This window comes from Paenibacillus sp. sgz302114 (assembly GCF_056120345.1).
In genome coordinates this window covers 540,585-560,990 of sequence record NZ_JBVYOI010000002.1, presented here as the reverse complement: position 1 = coordinate 560,990, position 20,406 = coordinate 540,585, and the positions used below count along the sequence as shown (strand labels likewise).

The following is a 20,406-nucleotide window of genomic DNA, read 5'->3' as shown; positions in this document are numbered from 1 at the left end:
AAGTCCCCATAGCCTAAACACTTTTTTCAAAGTGTCCAGTCTATGGGAACCAGTTTACGCGGCATACCTTTTTTTTAATCATTTAAAAGCTACAAACGCCTGCTCCATCCGCAGCCTGTCAGCATAGGATGATCACATTACTGCGCAATGGAGCTGATAAATTTGGCTGTAAAGATAGATGTGCTCATTCCGGCAATAGAGAAGGATTTGACGACTCTGCCCTATGTGATCAACGCTGTCCGCAAGCATGTGAAGCATCCAATTGGCCGTATCCACATCGTATCGCCGAAGCGGTCCCGGATCATCGCGATGTGTAAGCGCAAAGGCTGCCGGTTCGTGAATGAGAATACGGTTCTGCCGATAACAAAGCGCGACATCATCTATCGTTCGAAGCGGTGGGAGCGCTCGGGCTGGCTGTTTCAGCAGCTGCTGAAGCTGAGCGGCGATAAGCTGTGCAGCTCGAAGTATTTCCTGACGATCGACGCCGATACGGTGCTCATTCGTCCCCATGTATTTCGGACCGCTGGCGGCAAGACCGTGTTTTACAGCCGCAACTGGAGCCAGCCGGAATATTTTCGCACCTATCGCAAGCTAATGGGCAAGAAGAGGTCCGCGCCAAGGTCGCTCGTGGCCCACTATATGCTGTTCGAGAAGTCGAAGCTGCAGCGGATGAAGCGAATGATCGCAGCAAAGCACGGCACAAGCTGGTACCGGGCAATTATTCGCAGCATGGACCGTACGAAGCAGTTTGCCTTCTCCGAGTTTGAGACGTACGGGAACTACGTGTACTCGGGTAATCCGAAGGGCGTGCAGCTGCGCAAGACGCTGAACCGCAGCTTCAATATGAGCATCGCCCAGATGCCGCAGAAGCGGATGCAGGCACTTTCGCGCAAATATCGCTCACTCTCCTTCCATAAGCGCAAAGGCTACTCAAGAAAAACAAAGTCGGCTTCAAAGAGACGCTAACAGGCGCACAGAAAGCGGCCTGAAGGGGGGGATTAGGCTTGCGCATTGTTCTGCTGTGCGGCGGCTCGGGGAAGCGGCTGTGGCCATTGTCGAATGAAATTAGGTCGAAAATCTTCCTGAAGCTGCTTCCTGCGAACGCTACGAATGCAACGAACGCTGGCAGCGCGGATTCAGGCAAAGAATCGATGATTCAGCGAGTATGCCGGCAGCTGGAGGAAGCCGGGCTGCTGACCTTCGCTTCCGTTGTAGCGCATCAACGCCAGGCGGAAATTACGCAGCATCATATCGGCAATCGCATCCCGTTCATCGCAGAACCGCATCGGCGCGGGACATTCCATGCTATTACGCTCGCTGCGGCGTATTTGCATGCGAAGCAGCTGGCTGGGATGGAGGAGACGATCTGCGTAATACCCGCTGATCTCTATGCAGACGTAGATTTTCTAAGCATGCTGTGCCAGTTTCCTTCCGTCCTTGCTGCGTCGGGAGCGCAGCTGGCCTTGCTCGGGGTGACGCCAGGGCATCCTTCTACTCAATTCGGCTATATTGTCCCTAAGCAGAATCAGACGGCTTCTGATTCTGCTTCCGATTCTCCGGCTTCATCCGACCCTCCAGCGGCTGGTTATGCGATGGTCGAGCAGTTCACTGAGAAGCCTGATGAAGCGACTGCGGAACAGCTCATCAACCGCGATGCGATGTGGAATTGCGGAATATTCGCTTTTTCGCTCAAGTTCATACTTGATATTATGGTTCGCAAAGGGTTACCGACGGACTATGACGAGCTCCTTGGCTGCTACGAGCAGCTTCCCGAGCAAAGCTTCGATGTCGAGGTTGTGGAGAAGGCAGCATCGGCAGCGGTTATTCCCTATCGCAGAGAGTGGCGGGATTTAGGCGATTGGAACGTGCTCCCGCATTACTTGGGCAGCTCGAATATCGTAGGCGCAGGGACTGTCTCGGACGATTCGCCGGGTACGCATATCGTCAATGAATTGCAGCAGCCGATTCATGTGATCGGCGTGCCGAACATTATTGTCGCTGCTAGCGCAGATGGAATACTTGTCGCTCGCAAGCAGGAGGCGAACCGGATCAAGTCGATGCACCATGATGGTCAGCGGCTCATGTATGGCGAGGAGAGGTGGGGCAGCTACCGTGTCCTCAATTATTCCTTGCCAGGGCAGCAGCCCCAGACGATGACGAGATTAATCCAGCTGTTGCCGCTTAAAGCTACAAGCTATCATGCGCATAAGCAGCGGGAGGAATGCTGGACGATTCTATCCGGTACGGGGGAGTTTATTCTGGAAGCGGTCAGTCGCCGGGTGCAAGCCGGGGACATGCTGCATATCCCTGCTGGTGCGAAGCACGCGATGCGAGCCTTGTCGGCGCTCGAATATATTGAAGTGCAGATCGGCAGCGAGCTGGATGAAGACGATGTGCTTCAGCTTGCTGCAGACTGGGATAGCATTGTACGATACGGCCAGGGGGGACTTGCCCAGCCGTAAGTAGGAGCTTCGGCGCTGATCCGAAGGTCCTCTTTTTCTTTTGACAAGGAATATTCTTACATGCTATGTTAGGTTCAATGTGAATTTAAAAAATGAAATTATTGCTGGAGGTCGTGCCATGTTAGTCGTGACAACAGAGGGGATTGCCGGATACCGCATAGAGAAGGTGCTCGGGCACACGTTTGGAGTCGTCGTACGCAGCCGGGGGCTTGGCGGGAATATTACAGCTTCCATTCGCAGCTTGTTCGGTGGGGAAATTAAAGAATATACCGAAATGATCGAAGACGCACGGAAGGCGGCAATTGATCGGATGATTAAGAATGCGCATGCGATGGGCGCTAATGCGATTATTATGATGCGCTTCGACTCGGGTGAGATCGGGCAAACGATGTCCGAGATCGTGGCGTACGGCACAGCGGTTGTGGCGGAGAAGGAGTAGTGACGCGATGGCCTACTTCCTGAGCGTTTATTTTGCCATCCAGCTGCTTATTGTCATCCTTGCGGCAGCAGGCACGCTTTGGTACCGTCGCAGGCGGCTGGTTCAGCGGTTGAACCAACCGCCTAGCGGCTTTCAGCGCACAGATGAAATCTTCATTGATCCGACGACTGGTATAAAGCAGCAGGTGTGGTTTAACCCGCGTACGGGCGAGCGGTTCTACCAAACCATAGAATCGTAGGCATCACCTGCGACGTAACGAAAAAAATAGCGACGATCTAGATGGAGTGAACAGATGGAATTTCTCATTTATTTTGCACAGTGCAGCGCTATTATCGTTACCTATGTCTTTCTATTAAGATGGATCTATCCGTTCTATGAGCGATGTTCGCCGAAGGTACGGCCGATTCTTTCGGGGCTCATCTTCACGATTATCGGAGTTGCGATTATGCAAAAGCCGCTTGATCTTACCCATGGCCTTCATATGGATGTACGGCATGTCAGCATTATTCTATCAGGTGTATTTGGCGGTCCCATCTCCGTACTGATTACGACGCTTTGTATTGGACTTTATCGGTTGTCGATGGGGGGGGAACTCTTAACGCCGCTTGGATCGCTCGTTGTTTCGGCATTCATAAGCGTCGCAGCTTACCGGGTGAAGCAGTGGCGCGAGGATGCATTCGATAAATACATATGGCTGTTCAGCTTCGCAATCGGCCTGCAAATTACGCTATGGTTCTATTTCTTCTCGCCGAATGAATCGTCTCGCTACTACATGAATCATTTTTCCATAACATTCACACTGTTTCATACCGTTGCAATACCGCTTTATTACTCGTTAATTTCTCGGGAATTAAAGAGGTTCTGGGCAGAACGCTCCCTGGTGCAATATAAGGAGCATCTGGAGGAGCTCGTCGACGAGCGGACAAGTGAGCTTGTCGCCAATAACACCCAGCTGGCAGAGGCGAAGCTGACTGCAGAGAACGCAAGCCGTGCGAAGGGCGAGTTTCTTGCGAACATGAGCCATGAGATTCGGACGCCGATCAATGCGGTTATCGGGCTAAGCTATTTGCTGCAGCGAACGGAGCTTGCGCCTCTTCAGAAGCAGTACGTTGAGAAGACGCTCATATCGGCGAAGAACCTGAATACGCTCATCAATGATATTCTTGATTTTTCCAAGATTGAGTCCGAAAAGGTTGTGCTGGAGCAGGTCGACTTCGATCTGTATGAAGTGCTCAGCCAAATGTCGAAGCTGATCAGTGTTCGCGCGTATGATAAAGGGCTGAAGCTGCATTTTTCCATTCATCACGAAGTGCCGCAAATGCTGTTGGGCGATCCGTTCCGGCTGAATCAAATTCTGCTCAATCTATCGAATAATGCCGTGAAATTTACCGAACATGGGGAAATTTCCTTCGAAGTTACGGTGTACGAGCGTTACGAGCGCGGAATTGTGCTGCAATTTGCTGTTAGCGATACGGGAATCGGCATTACGGAGGAGCAGCAGGAGCGGCTGTTTCACGAATTCAGCCAAGCGGATATGTCGACGACGCGCAAGTACGGCGGCACGGGTCTTGGGCTTGTCATCAGTAAAAATCTTGTCGAGCTTATGGGCGGTACGATCGGAGTGGAGAGCGAAGCGGGGCAGGGCAGCAGCTTCACCTTCACGGCTAAGTTTGGTTATAGCTCAGGCGCGCTCTATTCCATGCATATTGCGAAGGCGCTGAAATATTTGAAGGTGCTGCTCGTCTGCGAGGATTCGGACATGCAGCTCGTGCTCAAAGGGCAGCTGGAGCAATTCCAGTTCATCGTGACCGTTGTGGAGCCTGGGGCTGACATTATCGAACATATCTATAATGAGGGCGGCCGATATGACCTTGTCATTCTGGATTGGAAGCCAACGAACGAGGCGGCGATTCCGCTCGCTGAACGAATTAAGCATGAATTCGCCAGTTCGATACAAGTCATCGTTCTCATTACCGCGTATCATGATCCGGAGCTGCACCGCAGCTTGCAATCGTCGGTGATCGAGAAGGTTCTCTATTATCCGATCAGTCATTCCAATTTGTACAATGAGCTGATGGGGCTGTTCCAGGAGCATTTCCTCACCAGCCAAGCTGCTGCTGCCGGAGAGGGAGAAGATGCGGAGGCATACGCTTCGCTGAGCCATGCGCGTGTTCTGCTCGTAGAGGATAACGAGATTAACCAGCTCGTGGTCAAAGAGATTTTGCATGGCAAGCATATTCATGTCGAGGTTGCTGAAAATGGTGCCCAGGCGGTCGAGAAGGTGAAGCAGCAGCCGTTCGATGTTATTCTGATGGACCTGCAGATGCCGGTCATGGACGGTTATGAGGCAACGCGCAGAATTAGGGAGATTCCGTATGCGAAGAATACGCCAATCATCGCGATGACGGCTGATGCCATGAAAGGCGTCGAGGAGCAGGTGCTCGGAGCGGGGATGGATTTCTACGTGACGAAGCCGTTTGATCCGATGCAGGTGTTCAGCATTTTGCAGCGGTTTATACAGCGCAAGTAGGGGGGAGACCGTATGCAGCGGCTCTTCGCTTGAAGGCATCTGAAACTAAAGCACCCCGAAGGGGGTGCTTTTTTTGCTTTTGGATGCTCATCATCTCAACTTCGTCTTCGCTTCTGTCGGATGCCAATGGATCATTTTGAAAAGCTGTTCCTGCATGTAGGCAGGCGAATGGTTGAATCCACTCTCTACCCAGTGGAAAATAAGGCCGAGCAGTGCATGAATCGAGAACGCAGCCTGCAGATCCGGATCGATACCGCTCTCGGAGTAAACCAGCTCCTCCATGGAGATGTGCTTCAGCGCCTGGAACATATGCTCTCGCAAACTTGTCGCGACGTTGCTCTGGAGCAGCGTGCTGTAGATTGAGGCATGCTCGTGAATATGCTCAAAGATCTTGATTGAATTCGCGCTCATCTCGCTGATTCGAAATATCGCTTGATGCTCGTATGGGGCGCGAAACGATTTTAACAGCTCGAGAATCAATTCGTGGATAATATCGCTGAGCAGTGCATCTTTATTCTCATAGTGTGTGTAGAAAGTGCCGCGGTTATAATCCGCCCGCTCGACAATGTCCGTAATGGAGACGTCATCGTAGCCTCTCTCGGACATAAGCGATAAAAGTGCTTGTTTCAGCGCGATCTTGCTTCGGACGACGCGGCGGTCGATTTTTTTAGGCAGCTGGGACAAATTTCTTCACCTCGTTATTCAACATGGGGAATGGAACTGTTCGTTAGTTAACAAAGAAAGCGCGTTTACTGATTGTTTGTCATGTCGCTTCTTTATTATACTTCAAATTAACAGGTGTATGTTTAGTGAACATCTGTCTAATAACGGGAGGTAGATATTCATGAAACTTTCTGGCAAAGTAGCCATTGTAACGGGAGCAGCATCTGGTATGGGAAAGGCGATTGCAGAGCTGTTCGCAGTTGAAGGCGCTAAAGTGGTTGTGTCTGACATGCGCTTGGAAGCGGCGGAAACGGTTGTTGCAGGTATCATCGCAAATGGTGGAACTGCGCTAGCGGTTGCGGCGAACGTGGCAGTTGAAGAGGACGTACAGCGTTTAGTTAATACGACAGTGGAGCAGTTTGGCACTGTTCATATTTTGATAAACAATGCAGGTATTATGGACAATATGGTTCCGGCAGGCGATCTGACGGACGAGCTGTGGGAGCGTGTATTCGCGGTCAACGCGACTGGTCCGATGCGCACTATCCGTAAGGTACTGCCGATCTTCACGGAGCGTAAGAGCGGCGTAATTGTGAATATCGCATCTGTCGGCGGTCTCAATGGTTCGAGAGCCGGCACGGCTTATACGGCATCGAAGCATGCGGTTGTCGGCCTTACGAAGAACGTTGGCTTCCAATATGCGAACCAGGGTATTCGTTGTAACGCCATCGCTCCAGGCGGCGTGAACACTAATATCGGTACGACGATGTCAGCGCCGAATCCGCTCGGAATTGAGCGTGCAATGCTCGGCATGGGCATCAATCCACGCACGGGCGAGCCTGAGGAAATCGCGAAAGTTGCGCTGTTCCTCGCGTCGGATGATTCCGGCTTCGTGAACGGCACGGTCGTTACCGCCGATGCAGGCTGGACGGCGTATTAAGTGTAAAGGAAATTGGCTGTCCCGTAAGTCACTGTAGCGGCTTGCGGGGCTTTTTTTGTTGATTGGCTACATGAGTAGGCGTGATCTTTACGCATCATTTCGGCTGAACCCGCTTGCCGCGCGGAAATGGTGCTGAGAGAACAAATACGTTCTCTCAGCGCCAAAACTAACCGATAAAACCTCCGAGAGAACATATACGTTCTCTTATACCGAAGCGATCCTGCTTGACGCACGAAAACGATCCCAAAAACCCCCGAGAGACCACTCTGTGCCGAACTTGGCAATCGAATATTTTACAATATTGCTGAGAGAGGGAGTACGCTCTCTGACTGTAATGAATGAGTTCTCTCGGCGTCCCGCCTTCGCAAGCAGGAAGACTAACCCTCGGCGGCGAACTATAAAGATAAAGTACGCCTCGAGGTGATCACGATGCAAGATAAAGTTTACACATACAATTACTCGCGCTGGGAGTCACTGGCACAGGCGAAGGCGTTGTTCACGCGGCCGAAGCTGGACCTGACGCCGGATTCTGCGCGCGAGTATCTGGAACTGGCGCGGCTCGGCATAGATCCCGCGGGGAAGCGAGTGCTCTGCCTAGCGAGCGGGGGCGGGCAGCAATCGGCTGCATTCGCTCTGCTTGGCGCGGATGTGACTGTGTTTGACCTGTCACCGTCCCAGCTGGAGCGCGATCAAGCGGCGGCTGATCACTACGGATTAACAATCCGCACACAGCAAGGTGATATGCGGGATCTGAGCTGTTTTGAGGCGAATTCGTTCGACCTCGTCTGGCAGCCGTACTCGCTCAATTTTGTACCGGATTCACGGGTTGTTTTTGAGCAGGTATCCCGGATTGTCCGTGAGGAGGGGCTGTACTACTTCATGTGCGCGAACCCTTTCTTCGCCGGGTTGACCCATGAAGCATGGAACGGTGAGGGCTACACCTTGAAGCATCCGTACGAGGATGAACGCGTCACATCGTACCCCGATCAAGAGTGGGTATACGATCAAACAGCAGCCCCTCGCCGAATCGAGAAGCCAGTGGAATATACGCAAACGTTAAGCCGCATGATGAACGCGCTTATTAAGGAAGGATTCCAGCTCGCTTATTTCGGCGAAATAACGAGCGATTATCCGGGTTCGGAGCCGGGAGACTGGGGGCATTTTACAAGTATTGCCCCGCCGTGGATGGAGTCGGTCTGGCGGTACGCGCCAAGCGCACGTTAACTCACTGCTGCTTTACCGTCATGGCTGCGCACCAGCGCGCGTTAACTCACTGCTGCTTACCGTCATGCTTACGCTCTCACAGGTGTTAACGTCATGGCCGCGCATAAGCGCACGCGAACTCAAAAAGGTGCTTACTGTCCTGTGCATTTGCACAAACAGTAAGCACCTTTCGTCTAATCATGAGCCTGCGAATCCTCGCGGAACCTCGCCGGCGTGACGTTCATCAGGCTGCGGAAGGTTCGCGAGAAGTAGTGCACAGAGCCAAATCCGGTTGTCTCGGCAATCTCCTTAATCGACTGCTCGGAGTAGCGCAGCAGCTCGGCAGCTCTGCGCACGCGCTGATTGCGGACATAGTTCGTATACGATTCGTTCACGCCGGAGGAGAATAGACGGGAGAGATGGCGTGGCGACAGATTAATCTGTGCGGCGACCTTATCCAGCGACAGCTCGTCATCGCTTAGATTGTCGGTGATGAACAGCTTCGCCTGCTTCAGCAGCGCCGATGAGCTGCGCCGCGGTGCAATCCATTCTGCTTGAAGCGGCTTCACGAAAACGCCTGGCAGCGCGAGCAGCAGCGAGCACGCGACCTGCGGGAGCACCGCTTCCGGCAGCGACGGCGCATCGCCGCTGCGGCGCATGATGGACCGCCACAGCTGAGCGGCTGCGAGGTCATCGCCATCGTACACGACAACAGTGTCCGACTCCGCCATCGCTTGATAGACAGCACGCATCGCCTCTGAGCTGCTGCTCTCGTCTAGCTCGAATGCAACGTAGAAGATCGCAAGCTCCGGATCGCATTGAATCGTATGATTAATGCCCGGACGCGAACAGAACAAGGTGCCGCTCCGAAGCTCATAATTCGTGCCGTCATCTGTATAGGTGCCTTGTCCATCCAGCACATAGCAAATTTCGAAGAAGGAATGTTTATGAAGGAAGTTGGAGGTTAACTGTTCGTTAACACCCCAATAATGAACGGTGAACACGGCATCCGGCGATTTTAGCCGAAGCGCATATTGATTAAGCCACGTATCGCTTTCATTCCATAGAAACATAGCAGCATCTCCTAACTATTCGTTGATGGCGTGAAAAGACAAAAAGCTGTCGTCTCTCTCTAAAGACCGAAACCCCTTGATTCTACTACAATAAAGCCATAAGAACTTCACTAATCTCACCGGAGGGATGTAACATGATTACACCACAAGATGTAGATTTTTACAATGAGAATGGCTATTTGCTAGTAAAGGGAGTCTTCAATAAACAAGAGGTAGAAGAGATGCGCGAAGCTGTCGACAAGATTGTTGACCGCGCCGCACGTGCGAACATGGATGCGAACCATCAGTGGCAGGGCGACTTCCTCCCGGCGGAGGAGCTGAAGAAGCTCGTGCTGAAAGGCTTCCACGACGTACAGTATCATGATGCCGCTTTCCTGCGCGCGATGGCGCATCCGAATATGACGGCTGTATTGTCGCAGCTTATCGGTCCGAATGTACAGCTTCACCATTCCAAAATGCTCGTGAAGCCGCCAGAGAACGGCGCTGCATTCCCGATGCATCAGGATTACCCGTACTTCCCGCACGATAATCACACGATGCTTGCGGCAAGCGTGCATATGGACGATGCCGATATTGAGAATGGATGCCTTCACGTCATTCCTGGCTCTCACAAACAAGGTCCGTTGCAGCATGTTGGCAGACATTATCTGAATGCCAAGGAATACCCGGTTTCTGAGGGTACTCCATGTATAGCAGAAGCAGGCGATGTGCTGTTCTTCAACTATTTGACGATTCACGGTTCGCCTGCGAACAAGAGCGAGCGCACCCGCCGCAACGTGCTGTACCAGTACCGCAGCGCGACAGACTTCCCATCGAACCGCGAGCACATTAATTGGGGAAGCGGCATTATGGTATGCGGTGAGAATCCGAACTTCAACAAAGCAAGACCGGAATTTAATCTCGTATAGTTTGCCTTATATGGATTTCCAGCAAGCCGGCATGTGCGCATAATGCGCCATGTCGGCTTGTTTATTATGGTATGCGGCTTTCTTCACATGGAGTTCATTTATGGATGCTATTGTGAAGCGTGTAACATCAAATAGAGAGGTGGAATTTTAACCTTATGGAACGTTCTAGCATTAAATTAATGGCTGCAGCGATGCTGCTCTCGGTCATGCTGGCCGGATGCGGCGCGAAGGGTGAAGACCAGCCAGCAAATAATGGACAAGCGGCTGTCAGCAATGTGGGCAATAGCGCAAGCGGCAGGGGACCGGTTCGGCCGGACCGTACGGCGGACTTCTTTGCAAAAGTAGTCAGCGTCTCGGATAACGCCATTGTTGTGCAAAAATCGACGACGAAGCCGAGTGACATGCCGCAAGGCGGCGGTTTTGGCGGCGGCGGTGGCGGTAAACGTCCGCAAGGCGATGGAAAGCAGTCTGGCGGTAACGGCGATGCGCCGCCAGCGGATTTTCAGCCACCGGCGGATGGGGACCAGCCTGCTGACGGTGGTGCTGAGCAGCCGGCGGACGGCGCGCAAGGCGGCCAGAACGGGAAAGCCGGAGAAGGCAAAGGCCGCGGCGGCAATCGCCAGGGCGGTGGCCGGTTTGGAGGCGGCGGCTTCATGAACCAAATGAAGTACGAAGCTGCTCAAACTTCGGTCGCTGTAGATGCCGATACGAAGATTGTCTCCATCAGTCGCGGACAAGACGGCATGACGACGAATACGCTGCAGGCTGCCGATCTGAAGGCGGGCGACGTCCTTTCAGTTTGGCTCGCGTCCGACAACACAACGGCACAATACATCATGCTCCGGTTTAATCCGGCTGCTATGCAAGGACAAGGAAAGGCAGGAAACGGACAATGAGAAAATGGTGGGTGCTTGGCATCGGCGCGCTGCTCGTTGCGGCAGCGGTTGTTGTCTACTTAAAGATGGACAAGAAAGAAGAACCGGTTGCGCAAGCCCAAGCGACGACTCAGGTTGTGAAAGGAACAATTGATGTCAGCGTGAGCGGCACTGGCAGCTTGGCGCCGGTTGAACGTGAAACGATTAAGGGAAGCAAGCAAGGCACGGTAGATAAGGTGTATGTTAAGGAAGGCGACATCGTTAAGAAGGGCGATGTGCTGCTCTCCATTGAAGGGGAAGACAATTCCGATAAGATCAAGTCGGAGCAAGTGAACCTCGAGAGTAAGAAGCTCGACCTGCAAGATACTCAATCGAAGTTGAAGTCTGCGACGGATGAGAACGAGATCGCCAGCATTAAGCTGAATCTGAAGAAGCAGCAGTTGTCGATCGACCAGTCGAACGAGACGATTGCCGATTTGGAGGAGGCGCAAGACGGTGACACAATCACTGCGCCGATTGCCGGCAAAGTAACGACATTGTCTGTTCTGGCAGGCGACTCGCTCAGCCCATCGACGGAATTGATGGAAATTGCGGATTTCGAACATTTGCAAATCGCGGTCGGCATTGACGAGCTTGATATTGCGAAGGTTAAAGTCGGCCAAAGCGCGACAGTATCTGTAGAAGCGATTGCGAATCAGACGTTTACAGGCAAAGTAACGAAGATCGCTGACGAAGGTACGTCGAGCAACGGTGTTGCATCCTTCGACGTAACGGTAGCGATTGATAAGCCAGGCGCGCTGAAGAGCGGCATGTCGGCTGAAGCGAGCATTCAGATCGAGAAGAAGGAAAATACGCTCATGCTTCCGATCGACGCTGTTCAATCGTTCGGCAACCGTTATATGGTTATTTTGCCGGCAGGTACAACAGGTGCACCAGGTAAAGGCCAAGGCGCAACTGGAACTGGAACTGGTAGAGGAACGGGCACTGGAACTGAAAAAGGTGATGCGGGATCTGGCCAAGGTGCACAACCAGGAGCAACGAGCGGCGGCACGAGAGGTCAAGGCAGCTTTAGCGGCCAAAGAGCCCCAGGCGGCCAAAATGGTCAAACCGGCCGTACAGGTTCAAGAGGCAATTTTGCTAGCCGATTCGGAGGCGGTGTTCCAACTATGATTGAAGTCGGTATTCATAATGAAGATTATATCGAAATTCTTTCCGGACTGAAGGAAGGCGACCGTGTCGTTGTTCCGACGGTGGTCACTTCAACTTCGAACCAGCAGCAGCCTGGATTCGGTGCAGGCGGCTTCGGCGGCGGCTTTGGCGGAGGTGGCTTCGGCGGTGGAGGCGGTACATTCCGTGCAGCAGGCGGAGGCGGCTTCGGAGGAGGCGGCCAACGTACAACTAGCGGAGGTGGCGGAGGCGGCACTGGCGGCGGAGGAGGTTCGCGATAATGGAAGCTAATCCTCTTATCCAGATTGAGACGCTCTCCAAGCAGTATAAGATGGGCGGCGAAACGGTTCATGCGTTAAGCGAAATATCGCTGCGTATCAACTATGGCGACTTTATAGCCATTATCGGACCATCCGGCTCCGGCAAATCGACGCTGATGAACGTCATTGGCTGTCTAGATGCACCGACCGAAGGGAAATATTGGCTTGATGGCGAGGAAGTGAGCCGGCTTCGTGAGAATCGGCTTGCCGAGATTCGCAACAGGAAGATCGGATTTATTTTTCAAGGCTTCAACCTGCTGAACAAGCTCTCAGCGCTTGAGAACGTGGAGCTGCCGCTGATCTACCGCGGCGTTCCGGCGAAGCAGCGTAAGGAGCAGGCAATTGAGGCGCTGACGAAGGTCGGTTTGGGAGAGCGCGTGAAGCACAAACCAAGCGAGCTCTCCGGCGGTCAGCAGCAGCGGGTGGCGATCGCTCGCGCGCTTGCAGGCAATCCGCCGATTCTGCTCGCGGATGAGCCGACAGGGGCACTCGATACGCGCACAGGCGCAGAAGTCATGCAGCTTATGAAAGAGCTCAACAAGCAAGGCCATACGATTATTTTAATTACGCATGATATTGAAATTTCCAAGCAGGCTAAACGCGTCGTGCGCATTCAAGACGGTCAAATAAGCGAAGAAGGCGGTGAGAGACGTGAACCTCAGTCAAGCCTTCAAAATGGCGGCTAAAAGCATTCTCGCCAACAAGATGAGGTCACTCCTCACCATGCTTGGCATCATAATTGGCGTTGCCGCGGTTATCGCGCTTGTCGGCGTCGGTCAAGGGACAACGAAACAGGTTACCGACCAGGTCGAGAGTCTCGGCACGAATCTTCTTACCGTCAACATTACGGGCCGCGGCTCCAAGACGACGGTGGATTATAAAGAAGCGGAAGAAATTACGAACAAGGACGACATCGCCTTCGCAGCGCCGGTCAATCAGCAGAGCGCGACCGTTAAGAATGGCAGTAAGAGCACGACTGTCAGCGTTGTCGGCACGACGGCAGATTACCTCGATGTGAAGGAGTACAGCTTGGCGCAAGGCCGCTTCGTTGCACAGATTGACCTCGATTATTATCAGCGGATCGCGGTGCTCGGCTCGACGACCGCGACGGACCTGTACGGTTCTGCGAATGCGGTTGGACAAACGTTTCTCATTAATGGCGTGCGGTACAAAGTCGTCGGTGTGCTGGCGTCCAAAGGCAGCTCGCTAACCGGTTCTAACGATGAAGTGGTCGTCATTCCGATTACGACTTCCGAGCGATTGTTTAAATCCAAAGGGGTTAAGACGATCAATGTACAAGTGGCGGAAGCAGACAAGATGGACCAGGTCGTAACGGAGCTTGAAACAGCGCTCAGCAAAAAATTCCGCGGCGACACAGACAGCTACCGCGTCTTCAACCAGCAGGATTTGCTCGACTCGTTCAGCAGCATATCCGATACGCTGTCTTTGGCGCTCGGCGGCGTTGCTGCGATCTCGCTGCTTGTCGGTGGCATCGGCATTATGAATATTATGCTCGTATCGGTTACCGAGAGGACGAGGGAGATCGGTATTCGCAAAGCGATTGGCGCGAAGAAGCGTGACATTCTGACCCAATTCCTCATCGAAGCGATCGCGCTTAGCGGTCTCGGGGGATTACTTGGCGTCGGCATAGGTATCGGCACGGCCCAAGTGCTGTCCAAGGCGATGTCGATGACGGTCGTCTTGTCGCTGCCGATTATCGGCCTCGCATTCGGCTTCTCGGTCTTCATCGGAGTGGTGTTCGGGCTGTTCCCAGCAAACAAAGCATCGAATCTGCGTCCGATAGAGGCGCTGCGTTTCGAATAACTATAATGGAACAAGTGCGGATTGGCGCAGACAGCGCCTCCCGATGCTTGTTTCATTTTTTTTATATCCAAGCGCTTTTTTTATATTTCATTCCCGAGCACAGTCTATTAAAGTAGCGTTATAACGGTAATTTAATCGAGAGAGGTGCTAGGCTTGAAGCAGAAGTTTACTTATACCCCGCCGGCAAACGGCTATCCGGAATGGAATAACAATCCCGAACTATTCGCGCTTAATCGGATGAAGGCTCATGCGACGCTGATGCCTTTTGATTCTGTAGAAGAAGCGCTTAAGGGCGATCGTGCAGCTTCACGCAGCTGCTTGTCCTTGAATGGCATGTGGAAATTTGCTTTTGCGGAGACGCCTTCTCAGCGTATCGTCAATTTCTATGAGGAGGGCTACAACACTTCCGATTGGGCAGAAATCAAAGTGCCTGCGCATTGGCAGCTCCAAGGCTATGATTACCCGCAGTATACGAATATTCGCTATCCGTGGGAAGAGTCGGAGCCTGAACTGATGCCGCCTTTTGCACCAACCAAATACAATCCTGTCGGTTCCTACGTCCGCAGCTTTACCGTGCCTGACGATTGGGCGGGACAGCCGGTGTTCATCAGCTTCCAAGGGGTTGAATCGGCGTTCTACGTATGGGTCAATGGCGAGCTTGTAGGCTATAGCGAGGATACATTCACACCGGCTGAATTCGATCTTACGCCATATTTGCGCGCAGGCGAGAACAAGCTGGCGGTGGAAGTGTACCGCTGGTGCGATGCAAGCTGGCTGGAGGATCAGGATTTCTGGCGGATGAGCGGGATCTTCCGCGATGTTTACTTGTATACGACGCCGAAGGCGCATATCTATGATTTCTTCGTGCTCACGGAGCTGGATGAGGCTTACCAGGACGCGGAGCTGAAGCTGAAGGCGACCATTACAAACTACTGGGAAACGCAGCTTGGCACGGTCACGGTGGAAGCGCAGCTGTACGACAGCGGGCATAAGCCGGTGCTGGCTCAACCGCTTGCGGTGACGACGACACTTGGCGCAAGCGAAGCGGAAGTAGAGATCGATGCATCTGTTCTTGTTGCGAATCCGCTCAAGTGGAGCGCAGAAGAGCCGAACCTGTACACGCTCGTCATCAGTTTGAAGGACCATGAGCAGCAGTTGCTTGAGACGATCAGCTCGCGCGTTGGCTTCCGTAAATTCGAGATCAAAGACGGTCTTATGCTTATTAATGGCAAGCGCATCGTATTCAAAGGTACGAACCGTCATGAGTTCTCCTGCCATACTGGACGCGCGCTTGAGCTGCAGGACATGATTACGGACATTAAGCTGATGAAGCTCTACAACATCAATGCTGTTCGTACATCTCATTACCCGAACCAGCCGGTATGGTACGAGCTATGTAACGAGTATGGCTTGTATGTCATCGACGAGGCGAACTTGGAGACACACGGCAGCTGGTCGTATGATCAGTTGGAGCTTGTGCCGAAGAACGTGCCAGGAAGCAATCCGGCGTGGAAGGCAAATGTGCTTGATCGGGCGAATTCGATGCTGCAGCGCGATAAGAACCATCCTTCCATCGTCATGTGGTCGCTTGGCAACGAGTCGTTCGGCGGAGATAACTTTGTGCATATGCATGATTTTCTGCGTGATGCGGACCCTTCCCGAATCGTTCACTATGAAGGCGTCACGATGTGGAGAGATTCGGCTGCGGCTACCGACGTGGAGAGCTATATGTATGCTAAACCGCACAAGCTGGTGGAGTATGCGCATGATTTCCGTCCGAAGAAGCCATACATTCTATGCGAATACACGCATGCGATGGGCAATTCCTGCGGCGGGCTCCATATCTATACAGAGCTGTTTGATAAGTATCCGGTGCTGCAGGGCGGCTTTATATGGGACTGGGTCGATCAAGCGATCTGGGTGGAAAGCGAAGACGGCAGCGGCGGGCATATGGCATATGGCGGCGATTTCGGCGAGAAGCCTCATGATGGCAACTTCTGCGGCAATGGGTTGATCTTCGCAGATCGCAGTGTTACACCGAAACTTGTTGAAGTGAAGAAATGTTATCAAAATATAGACGTTAACGCTGTTGATCTAGTGAAAGGTATTGTCAGCATCCGTAACAAATCGCTCTTTACGAATGTGGATCGCTATACGCTGCAATGGTCGGTGGCAGTTGACGGAGCGTTAGCGGAGGGCAATACTGGAAGCTTGTCCGTATCCGTGGCTCCTGGCGAGACGCAGGAAGTGGTGCTGCCGCTGCTGGCGAACAATGAAGGCGAAGCCGTGTTGACGGTTAGTTTCGTATCGAAGGAAGCGTCTGCATGGGCGGAAGCAGGCCATGAAGTGGCGTTCGAGCAGTTCATCCTGCCGGCGGCTGAGCAAGCGGCTGCTGCTGTAAAGCGCAAGGAAAGCGAAGGTGCGGTGCAGGCGGTTGAAACCGCAGCAGCCGTAGTTGTAAGAGGAGCAGACTTCTCGGCAACCTTTGACAAGGCGACAGGTAGTCTTGTGTCCTATCAAGTGCGCGGTGCGGAGCTGCTGAAAGAGGCGGTTACGCCTAATTTCTGGCGCGCTTACACCGATAATGACCGCGGCAACAAGCATCATGAACGCTGCGCAACTTGGCGCAGTGCAGGTGAGGAGAAGGTGCTTCGTGAGCTGAGCTGGGATGTGCTGCCGGATCGTGTCATCGTTCAGACATCGTATCTCCTTCCCACGACTTCGGCATCCCAGTGCGCGGTTACGTACACGGTTTCTGGCAGCGGAGCAATTGAAGTCGCGCTACAGCTCGCTCCAGGTGAGAACTTGCCGGAAATACCGGAGGTAGGCATGATGCTTGTCATGAACAGCTCCTATGACGAACTGGAATGGTATGGCAAAGGGCCGGAGGATTCGTATTGGGACCGTCAATCCGGCGTGAAGCTGGGCTTGTACAAAGGCAAGGTTCAGGAGCAATTCGTTCCTTATCTACGACCACAAGAGTGCGGCAACAAGATGGCTGTGCGCCGCGCTTCAATAACGGGTGAGAAGGGAACCGGCCTGCAAATTACGGGCTCGCCGACTTTCGAGCTGAATGTGCTTTCCTATACACCGTTTGAACTCGAGGCGTATGATCATGCTCATCTGCTGCCTGCTAGCGATAAGACAGTCGTACGGATCAACTACAGACAGATGGGTGTTGGCGGCGACGATAGCTGGGGCGCAATGCCGCATCCGCAGTATCTGCTGCAAGCGAATCGGACTTATGCATTCTCGTTTACGATTCAAGGGAAGTAAGCGGCTCAAATGAGAAAAAGCGTCCCGGCGAGTTTGTTGTATGTGTTCCATACAATAAACGGACTGGGACGCTTATTTTTAACATTTAGTTATCGATGATGACTTTTTGGCCTTCGGTGAGGCCTTGTTTAACTTCAACTTGATCGTTCGTTTTCAGTCCGACCTCGACATCGACCTCTTTAACCCTGTCGTTCTCGATCGTCTCAATGTAGTTGCGTCCGAACATCGTTTGGAGTGCGCCGCGTGGAATGACAAGCACATTATCACGTTTCTCGATAAACAGCTTAATATCGGCCATTGTACCGATCTGTACTGGCGGTTTCGGTGCATCGATCGCAATAATTAGTGCTCGCGCGTTGCGTCGCTGAATGCTTTCGACATCGCTTTTTGGCGCAGTTGCTGGCGTTTGAATAACTTTTCCTTTGTACGTCTTGTCATCGAATGTCAAAGCGACCTCGATGCCCGGCTTCACGGCGCTAATCTTGCTGACGTCCGTTGCTTCATAGACGAAGTTCACTTTACTCGGATTGGAGATGACGGCCATGACACGCTGTGCTTCGACGGCTTCCCCTGGCTTTATTTCATTCAGGTAGGTAATGATACCGTCTGAGGGGGCTAGCAGCAGTGCCTTCGCGTACTCCTTCTCGAGCGATCCGAGCTGAAGCTGCTCCTTCTCGAGATCTATCTTGGCAAATTGGATTTGGTCCTTGTCCGTGCCATTCTTCACCGTATCCGAATATTGAAGAGAACGCTGTTCAACTGTGAGCTTCTGCAGCTTAATCCGCAGGGGCAGGTCGCCGGTGTCGATCTCGGCAATCGGATCGCCCTTCTTCACTTTATCGCCTTCCTGGACATGCAGCTTCTTCAATATCCCCCCGCTCTCAGGGAAGGAAACATTGTTGTTCGTATCGGATGAGGCAGTTGCGATGGAAGTCAGATACAGCTCCATATTGCCGCGCGTAACGACGGCAGTTTCGTGTACTTCTTCTTTCTTCGAAAGGATGGGCGGCTGGAGCGATTCTTCTTCAGCTGGCAGCAACGAGCAGCCGCTAAGCAGCGATACTGCAATTGTGCCGGCTAATGTGAGTCGCAGCAAGGAACCTCGGTGGCTGCGGCTTCTGGAACGTCTAGTTTGCACTATGAAATTCTCCCCTTCGTTGGGATTGCATTTAATAGGACAAGAAAATGCTACTATATCAAAGAATAACGGTCGTTAATAGCGATGTCAACGGTTTCATTTCCAGTTATTAGAACAATATGGAAAGCTTAGCTCTTTAATTGTGCCAACTGCGCATCTATGCTAAGGTTGCTTTTAGATTAGGTAGAGAAGGTGACGAGCAAAAATGACAACAGCTACAGCGCGATCTGCGGCGGTGCAGACCGGTACTGTTTATGCGATTCTATTCGCAATCAGTTCGGTGCACTTAATGAATGATACGATGCAGGCGGTCGTCGCGGCATTATTTCCTATTTTGCAGAAATCATTGTCGTTATCTTACGGGCAAATCGGTTGGATTGCTTTTACGCTTAATATGACGTCTTCCGTAATGCAGCCGCTAGTCGGCTACTTCTCAGATAAGAAACCGGCACCATGGATGCTGCCTGTCGGAATGGGGCTTAGCTTAATCGGGATGGCGGGACTCGCATATGCGCCTGGCTTCTTGTTCGTGCTGCTCTCGGTCGTATTCGTCGGCTTCGGCTCGGCGATCTTCCATCCGGAGGGCTCGCGTGTCGTTTACTTCGCAGCTGGCGGCCGCCGAGGCTTGGCGCAGTCCATCTATCAGGTAGGCGGCAACGCGGGCAGTTCGCTGGCGCCGCTGATGACGATCTTTATCTTCGTGCCGCTCGGTCAGAGAGGGGCGATCTGGGGCACGCTGCTTGCGGTATGTGCGATTCTTATCCTGCTTCGCGTCGTTCTTCCGTGGTATCGGGAGCAGCTGGCGCAGAATGGCAAGCCGGTGAAGCGGGCTGCTGCAAAAGCTGGTAATATAGGTAACGCCGCAGCTGCAGTAAAGCTCAGCCGCTCCGCCGTAACGGTGGCGCTTGGCATTCTCATTCTGCTCGTGTTCGCGAGATCGTGGTACATGAGCGGCATTTCGACATTCTATCAATTTTTTGCTGAAAATAAATACAGCCTGTCCGTCCGCGAAGCGCAGGTGCCCATCTTCCTGTTCATGGCTGCAGGCGTGCTCGGCACCTTCTTCGGCGGCGTTATGGCAGACCGAATCGGTCGCAAGCGGATGATCGTGCTGTCCATGGCGTGCGCTTCGCCATTCGCGCTCATCCTGCCGCATCTTCCGCTCGCGTGGATATATCCGATTGCGTTTATGCTCGGCTTCATCCTGCTGTCGGGGTTCTCGGTCAGCGTCGTCTACGCGCAGGAGCTGCTCCCTGGCAAAGTCGGCATGGCCTCGGGGCTCATCACGGGCCTCGCGTTCGGCATGGGCGCGCTCGGCGCAGTAGTGCTTGGCAAGCTTGCTGAGGTGTGGGGACTCGACCGAATGATGACGACATCCAGCTTCCTGCCGCTTATCGGCTTGCTGGCTATTTTGCTGCCGCCAGATCGCCGGGACACGGCCTAAGTGAGGTAGAGTGCCCGAGAAAGAAGTCTATGGGACTTCTTTCTCGGGCACTTTTTTTTGAGAGGGGCGCATTCTCATGAGTCGCTTGGTGTGCGGAGAGTAAGTATAAGTGGGCTCGCAGTGTTAGCCGTCGATAAACTGGTG

17 protein-coding genes are annotated in these 20,406 nt (G+C 52.9%); 14 read left to right on the top strand and 3 right to left on the bottom strand.

What is annotated here, in order from left to right; translation table 11 throughout:
• Positions 1-147 precede the first annotated feature (147 nt).
• The 5 genes from AC0LWF_RS07630 (at position 148) to AC0LWF_RS07610 (ending at position 5,431) form a co-directional block, all read left to right on the top strand.
• Complete coding sequence (locus AC0LWF_RS07630; protein WP_474650950.1) at positions 148-966, top strand: DUF6492 family protein; 819 nt, start codon at positions 148-150, stop codon at positions 964-966.
• A 38-nt stretch (positions 967-1,004) separates the two neighbouring features.
• Complete coding sequence (locus AC0LWF_RS07625) at positions 1,005-2,462, top strand: sugar phosphate nucleotidyltransferase (RefSeq protein ID WP_474650949.1); 1,458 nt, start codon at positions 1,005-1,007, stop codon at positions 2,460-2,462.
• 118 nt (positions 2,463-2,580) lie between these two features.
• Entirely contained in the window at positions 2,581-2,901 is a 321-nt protein-coding gene (locus AC0LWF_RS07620) for a heavy metal-binding domain-containing protein (protein ID WP_474650948.1), read from the top strand.
• 7 nt (positions 2,902-2,908) lie between these two features.
• Positions 2,909-3,139, top strand: a complete 231-nt coding sequence (locus AC0LWF_RS07615) for a hypothetical protein (protein WP_474650947.1) — start codon at positions 2,909-2,911, stop codon at positions 3,137-3,139.
• 54 nt (positions 3,140-3,193) lie between these two features.
• Positions 3,194-5,431 (top strand): response regulator, encoded by a 2,238-nt coding sequence (locus tag AC0LWF_RS07610; RefSeq protein ID WP_474650946.1) that lies wholly within the window; start codon positions 3,194-3,196, stop codon positions 5,429-5,431.
• A gap of 90 nt (positions 5,432-5,521) precedes the next feature.
• On the opposite strand, the gene AC0LWF_RS07605 is transcribed toward AC0LWF_RS07610, so the two are convergent.
• On the bottom strand, positions 5,522-6,115 hold the full coding sequence (locus AC0LWF_RS07605) for a TetR/AcrR family transcriptional regulator (protein WP_474650945.1): 594 nt from the start codon (positions 6,113-6,115) through the stop codon (positions 5,522-5,524).
• Positions 6,116-6,275: 160 nt separating this feature from the next.
• On the opposite strand from AC0LWF_RS07605, the gene AC0LWF_RS07600 reads away from it, so the two are divergent.
• Complete coding sequence (locus tag AC0LWF_RS07600) at positions 6,276-7,034, top strand: SDR family oxidoreductase (RefSeq protein ID WP_474650944.1); 759 nt, start codon at positions 6,276-6,278, stop codon at positions 7,032-7,034.
• 429 nt (positions 7,035-7,463) lie between these two features.
• Complete coding sequence (locus AC0LWF_RS07595; RefSeq protein ID WP_474650943.1) at positions 7,464-8,258, top strand: class I SAM-dependent methyltransferase; 795 nt, start codon at positions 7,464-7,466, stop codon at positions 8,256-8,258.
• 173 nt (positions 8,259-8,431) lie between these two features.
• On the opposite strand, the gene AC0LWF_RS07590 is transcribed toward AC0LWF_RS07595, so the two are convergent.
• Entirely contained in the window at positions 8,432-9,310 is an 879-nt protein-coding gene (locus tag AC0LWF_RS07590) for an AraC family transcriptional regulator (protein ID WP_474650942.1), read from the bottom strand.
• 134 nt (positions 9,311-9,444) lie between these two features.
• Between AC0LWF_RS07590 and AC0LWF_RS07585 the strand changes: the two genes are divergently transcribed.
• The 6 genes from AC0LWF_RS07585 to lacZ all read left to right on the top strand — a co-directional run bounded on the left by AC0LWF_RS07585 (position 9,445) and on the right by lacZ (position 17,680).
• The gene (locus AC0LWF_RS07585) at positions 9,445-10,218 is read left to right on the top strand and encodes a phytanoyl-CoA dioxygenase family protein (RefSeq protein ID WP_474650941.1); all 774 of its coding nucleotides are present in this window, start codon (positions 9,445-9,447) and stop codon (positions 10,216-10,218) included.
• Between the two features lie 155 nt (positions 10,219-10,373).
• Complete coding sequence (locus AC0LWF_RS07580; RefSeq protein ID WP_474650940.1) at positions 10,374-11,114, top strand: hypothetical protein; 741 nt, start codon at positions 10,374-10,376, stop codon at positions 11,112-11,114.
• Positions 11,111-12,541 carry an efflux RND transporter periplasmic adaptor subunit gene (locus AC0LWF_RS07575; RefSeq protein WP_474650939.1) on the top strand — a complete coding sequence of 477 codons (1,431 nt, stop codon included), beginning with the start codon at positions 11,111-11,113 and terminating at the stop codon, positions 12,539-12,541. The genes AC0LWF_RS07580 and AC0LWF_RS07575 overlap by 4 nt, the downstream gene beginning before the upstream one ends.
• On the top strand, positions 12,541-13,266 hold the full coding sequence (locus AC0LWF_RS07570) for an ABC transporter ATP-binding protein (RefSeq protein ID WP_474650938.1): 726 nt from the start codon (positions 12,541-12,543) through the stop codon (positions 13,264-13,266). The genes AC0LWF_RS07575 and AC0LWF_RS07570 overlap by 1 nt, the downstream gene beginning before the upstream one ends.
• Complete coding sequence (locus AC0LWF_RS07565; RefSeq protein WP_474650937.1) at positions 13,232-14,404, top strand: ABC transporter permease; 1,173 nt, start codon at positions 13,232-13,234, stop codon at positions 14,402-14,404. Before AC0LWF_RS07570 ends, AC0LWF_RS07565 begins: the two co-directional genes overlap by 35 nt.
• Before the next feature lie 153 nt (positions 14,405-14,557).
• A complete protein-coding gene (gene lacZ / locus AC0LWF_RS07560; RefSeq protein WP_474650936.1) occupies positions 14,558-17,680 on the top strand; it encodes a beta-galactosidase, LacZ type in 3,123 nt (1,040 codons plus the stop codon).
• Positions 17,681-17,765: 85 nt separating this feature from the next.
• On the opposite strand, the gene AC0LWF_RS07555 is transcribed toward lacZ, so the two are convergent.
• Positions 17,766-18,818, bottom strand: coding sequence for an efflux RND transporter periplasmic adaptor subunit (locus AC0LWF_RS07555; RefSeq protein WP_474650935.1), 1,053 nt, complete (start codon positions 18,816-18,818; stop codon positions 17,766-17,768).
• A gap of 205 nt (positions 18,819-19,023) precedes the next feature.
• Between AC0LWF_RS07555 and AC0LWF_RS07550 the strand changes: the two genes are divergently transcribed.
• Positions 19,024-20,262: an MFS transporter gene (locus tag AC0LWF_RS07550; RefSeq protein ID WP_474650934.1), complete on the top strand. Its 1,239-nt coding sequence runs from the start codon at positions 19,024-19,026 to the stop codon at positions 20,260-20,262.
• Positions 20,263-20,406: the final 144 nt, after the last annotated feature.

Bases quoted from the DNA above. Each gene is read 5' to 3' on its own strand.
- AC0LWF_RS07630 (WP_474650950.1), top strand. From the start codon at position 148: ATGGAGCTGATAAATTTGGCTGTAAAGATAGATGTGCTCATTCCGGCA.
- AC0LWF_RS07620 (WP_474650948.1), top strand. From the start codon at position 2,581: ATGTTAGTCGTGACAACAGAGGGGATTGCCGGATACCGCATAGAGAAG.
- AC0LWF_RS07615 (WP_474650947.1), top strand. From the start codon at position 2,909: ATGGCCTACTTCCTGAGCGTTTATTTTGCCATCCAGCTGCTTATTGTC.
- AC0LWF_RS07610 (WP_474650946.1), top strand. From the start codon at position 3,194: ATGGAATTTCTCATTTATTTTGCACAGTGCAGCGCTATTATCGTTACC.
- AC0LWF_RS07600 (WP_474650944.1), top strand. From the start codon at position 6,276: ATGAAACTTTCTGGCAAAGTAGCCATTGTAACGGGAGCAGCATCTGGT.
- AC0LWF_RS07595 (WP_474650943.1), top strand. From the start codon at position 7,464: ATGCAAGATAAAGTTTACACATACAATTACTCGCGCTGGGAGTCACTG.
- AC0LWF_RS07590 (WP_474650942.1), bottom strand. From the start codon at position 9,310: ATGTTTCTATGGAATGAAAGCGATACGTGGCTTAATCAATATGCGCTT.
- AC0LWF_RS07585 (WP_474650941.1), top strand. From the start codon at position 9,445: ATGATTACACCACAAGATGTAGATTTTTACAATGAGAATGGCTATTTG.
- AC0LWF_RS07580 (WP_474650940.1), top strand. From the start codon at position 10,374: ATGGAACGTTCTAGCATTAAATTAATGGCTGCAGCGATGCTGCTCTCG.
- AC0LWF_RS07575 (WP_474650939.1), top strand. From the start codon at position 11,111: ATGAGAAAATGGTGGGTGCTTGGCATCGGCGCGCTGCTCGTTGCGGCA.
- AC0LWF_RS07570 (WP_474650938.1), top strand. From the start codon at position 12,541: ATGGAAGCTAATCCTCTTATCCAGATTGAGACGCTCTCCAAGCAGTAT.
- AC0LWF_RS07550 (WP_474650934.1), top strand. From the start codon at position 19,024: ATGACAACAGCTACAGCGCGATCTGCGGCGGTGCAGACCGGTACTGTT.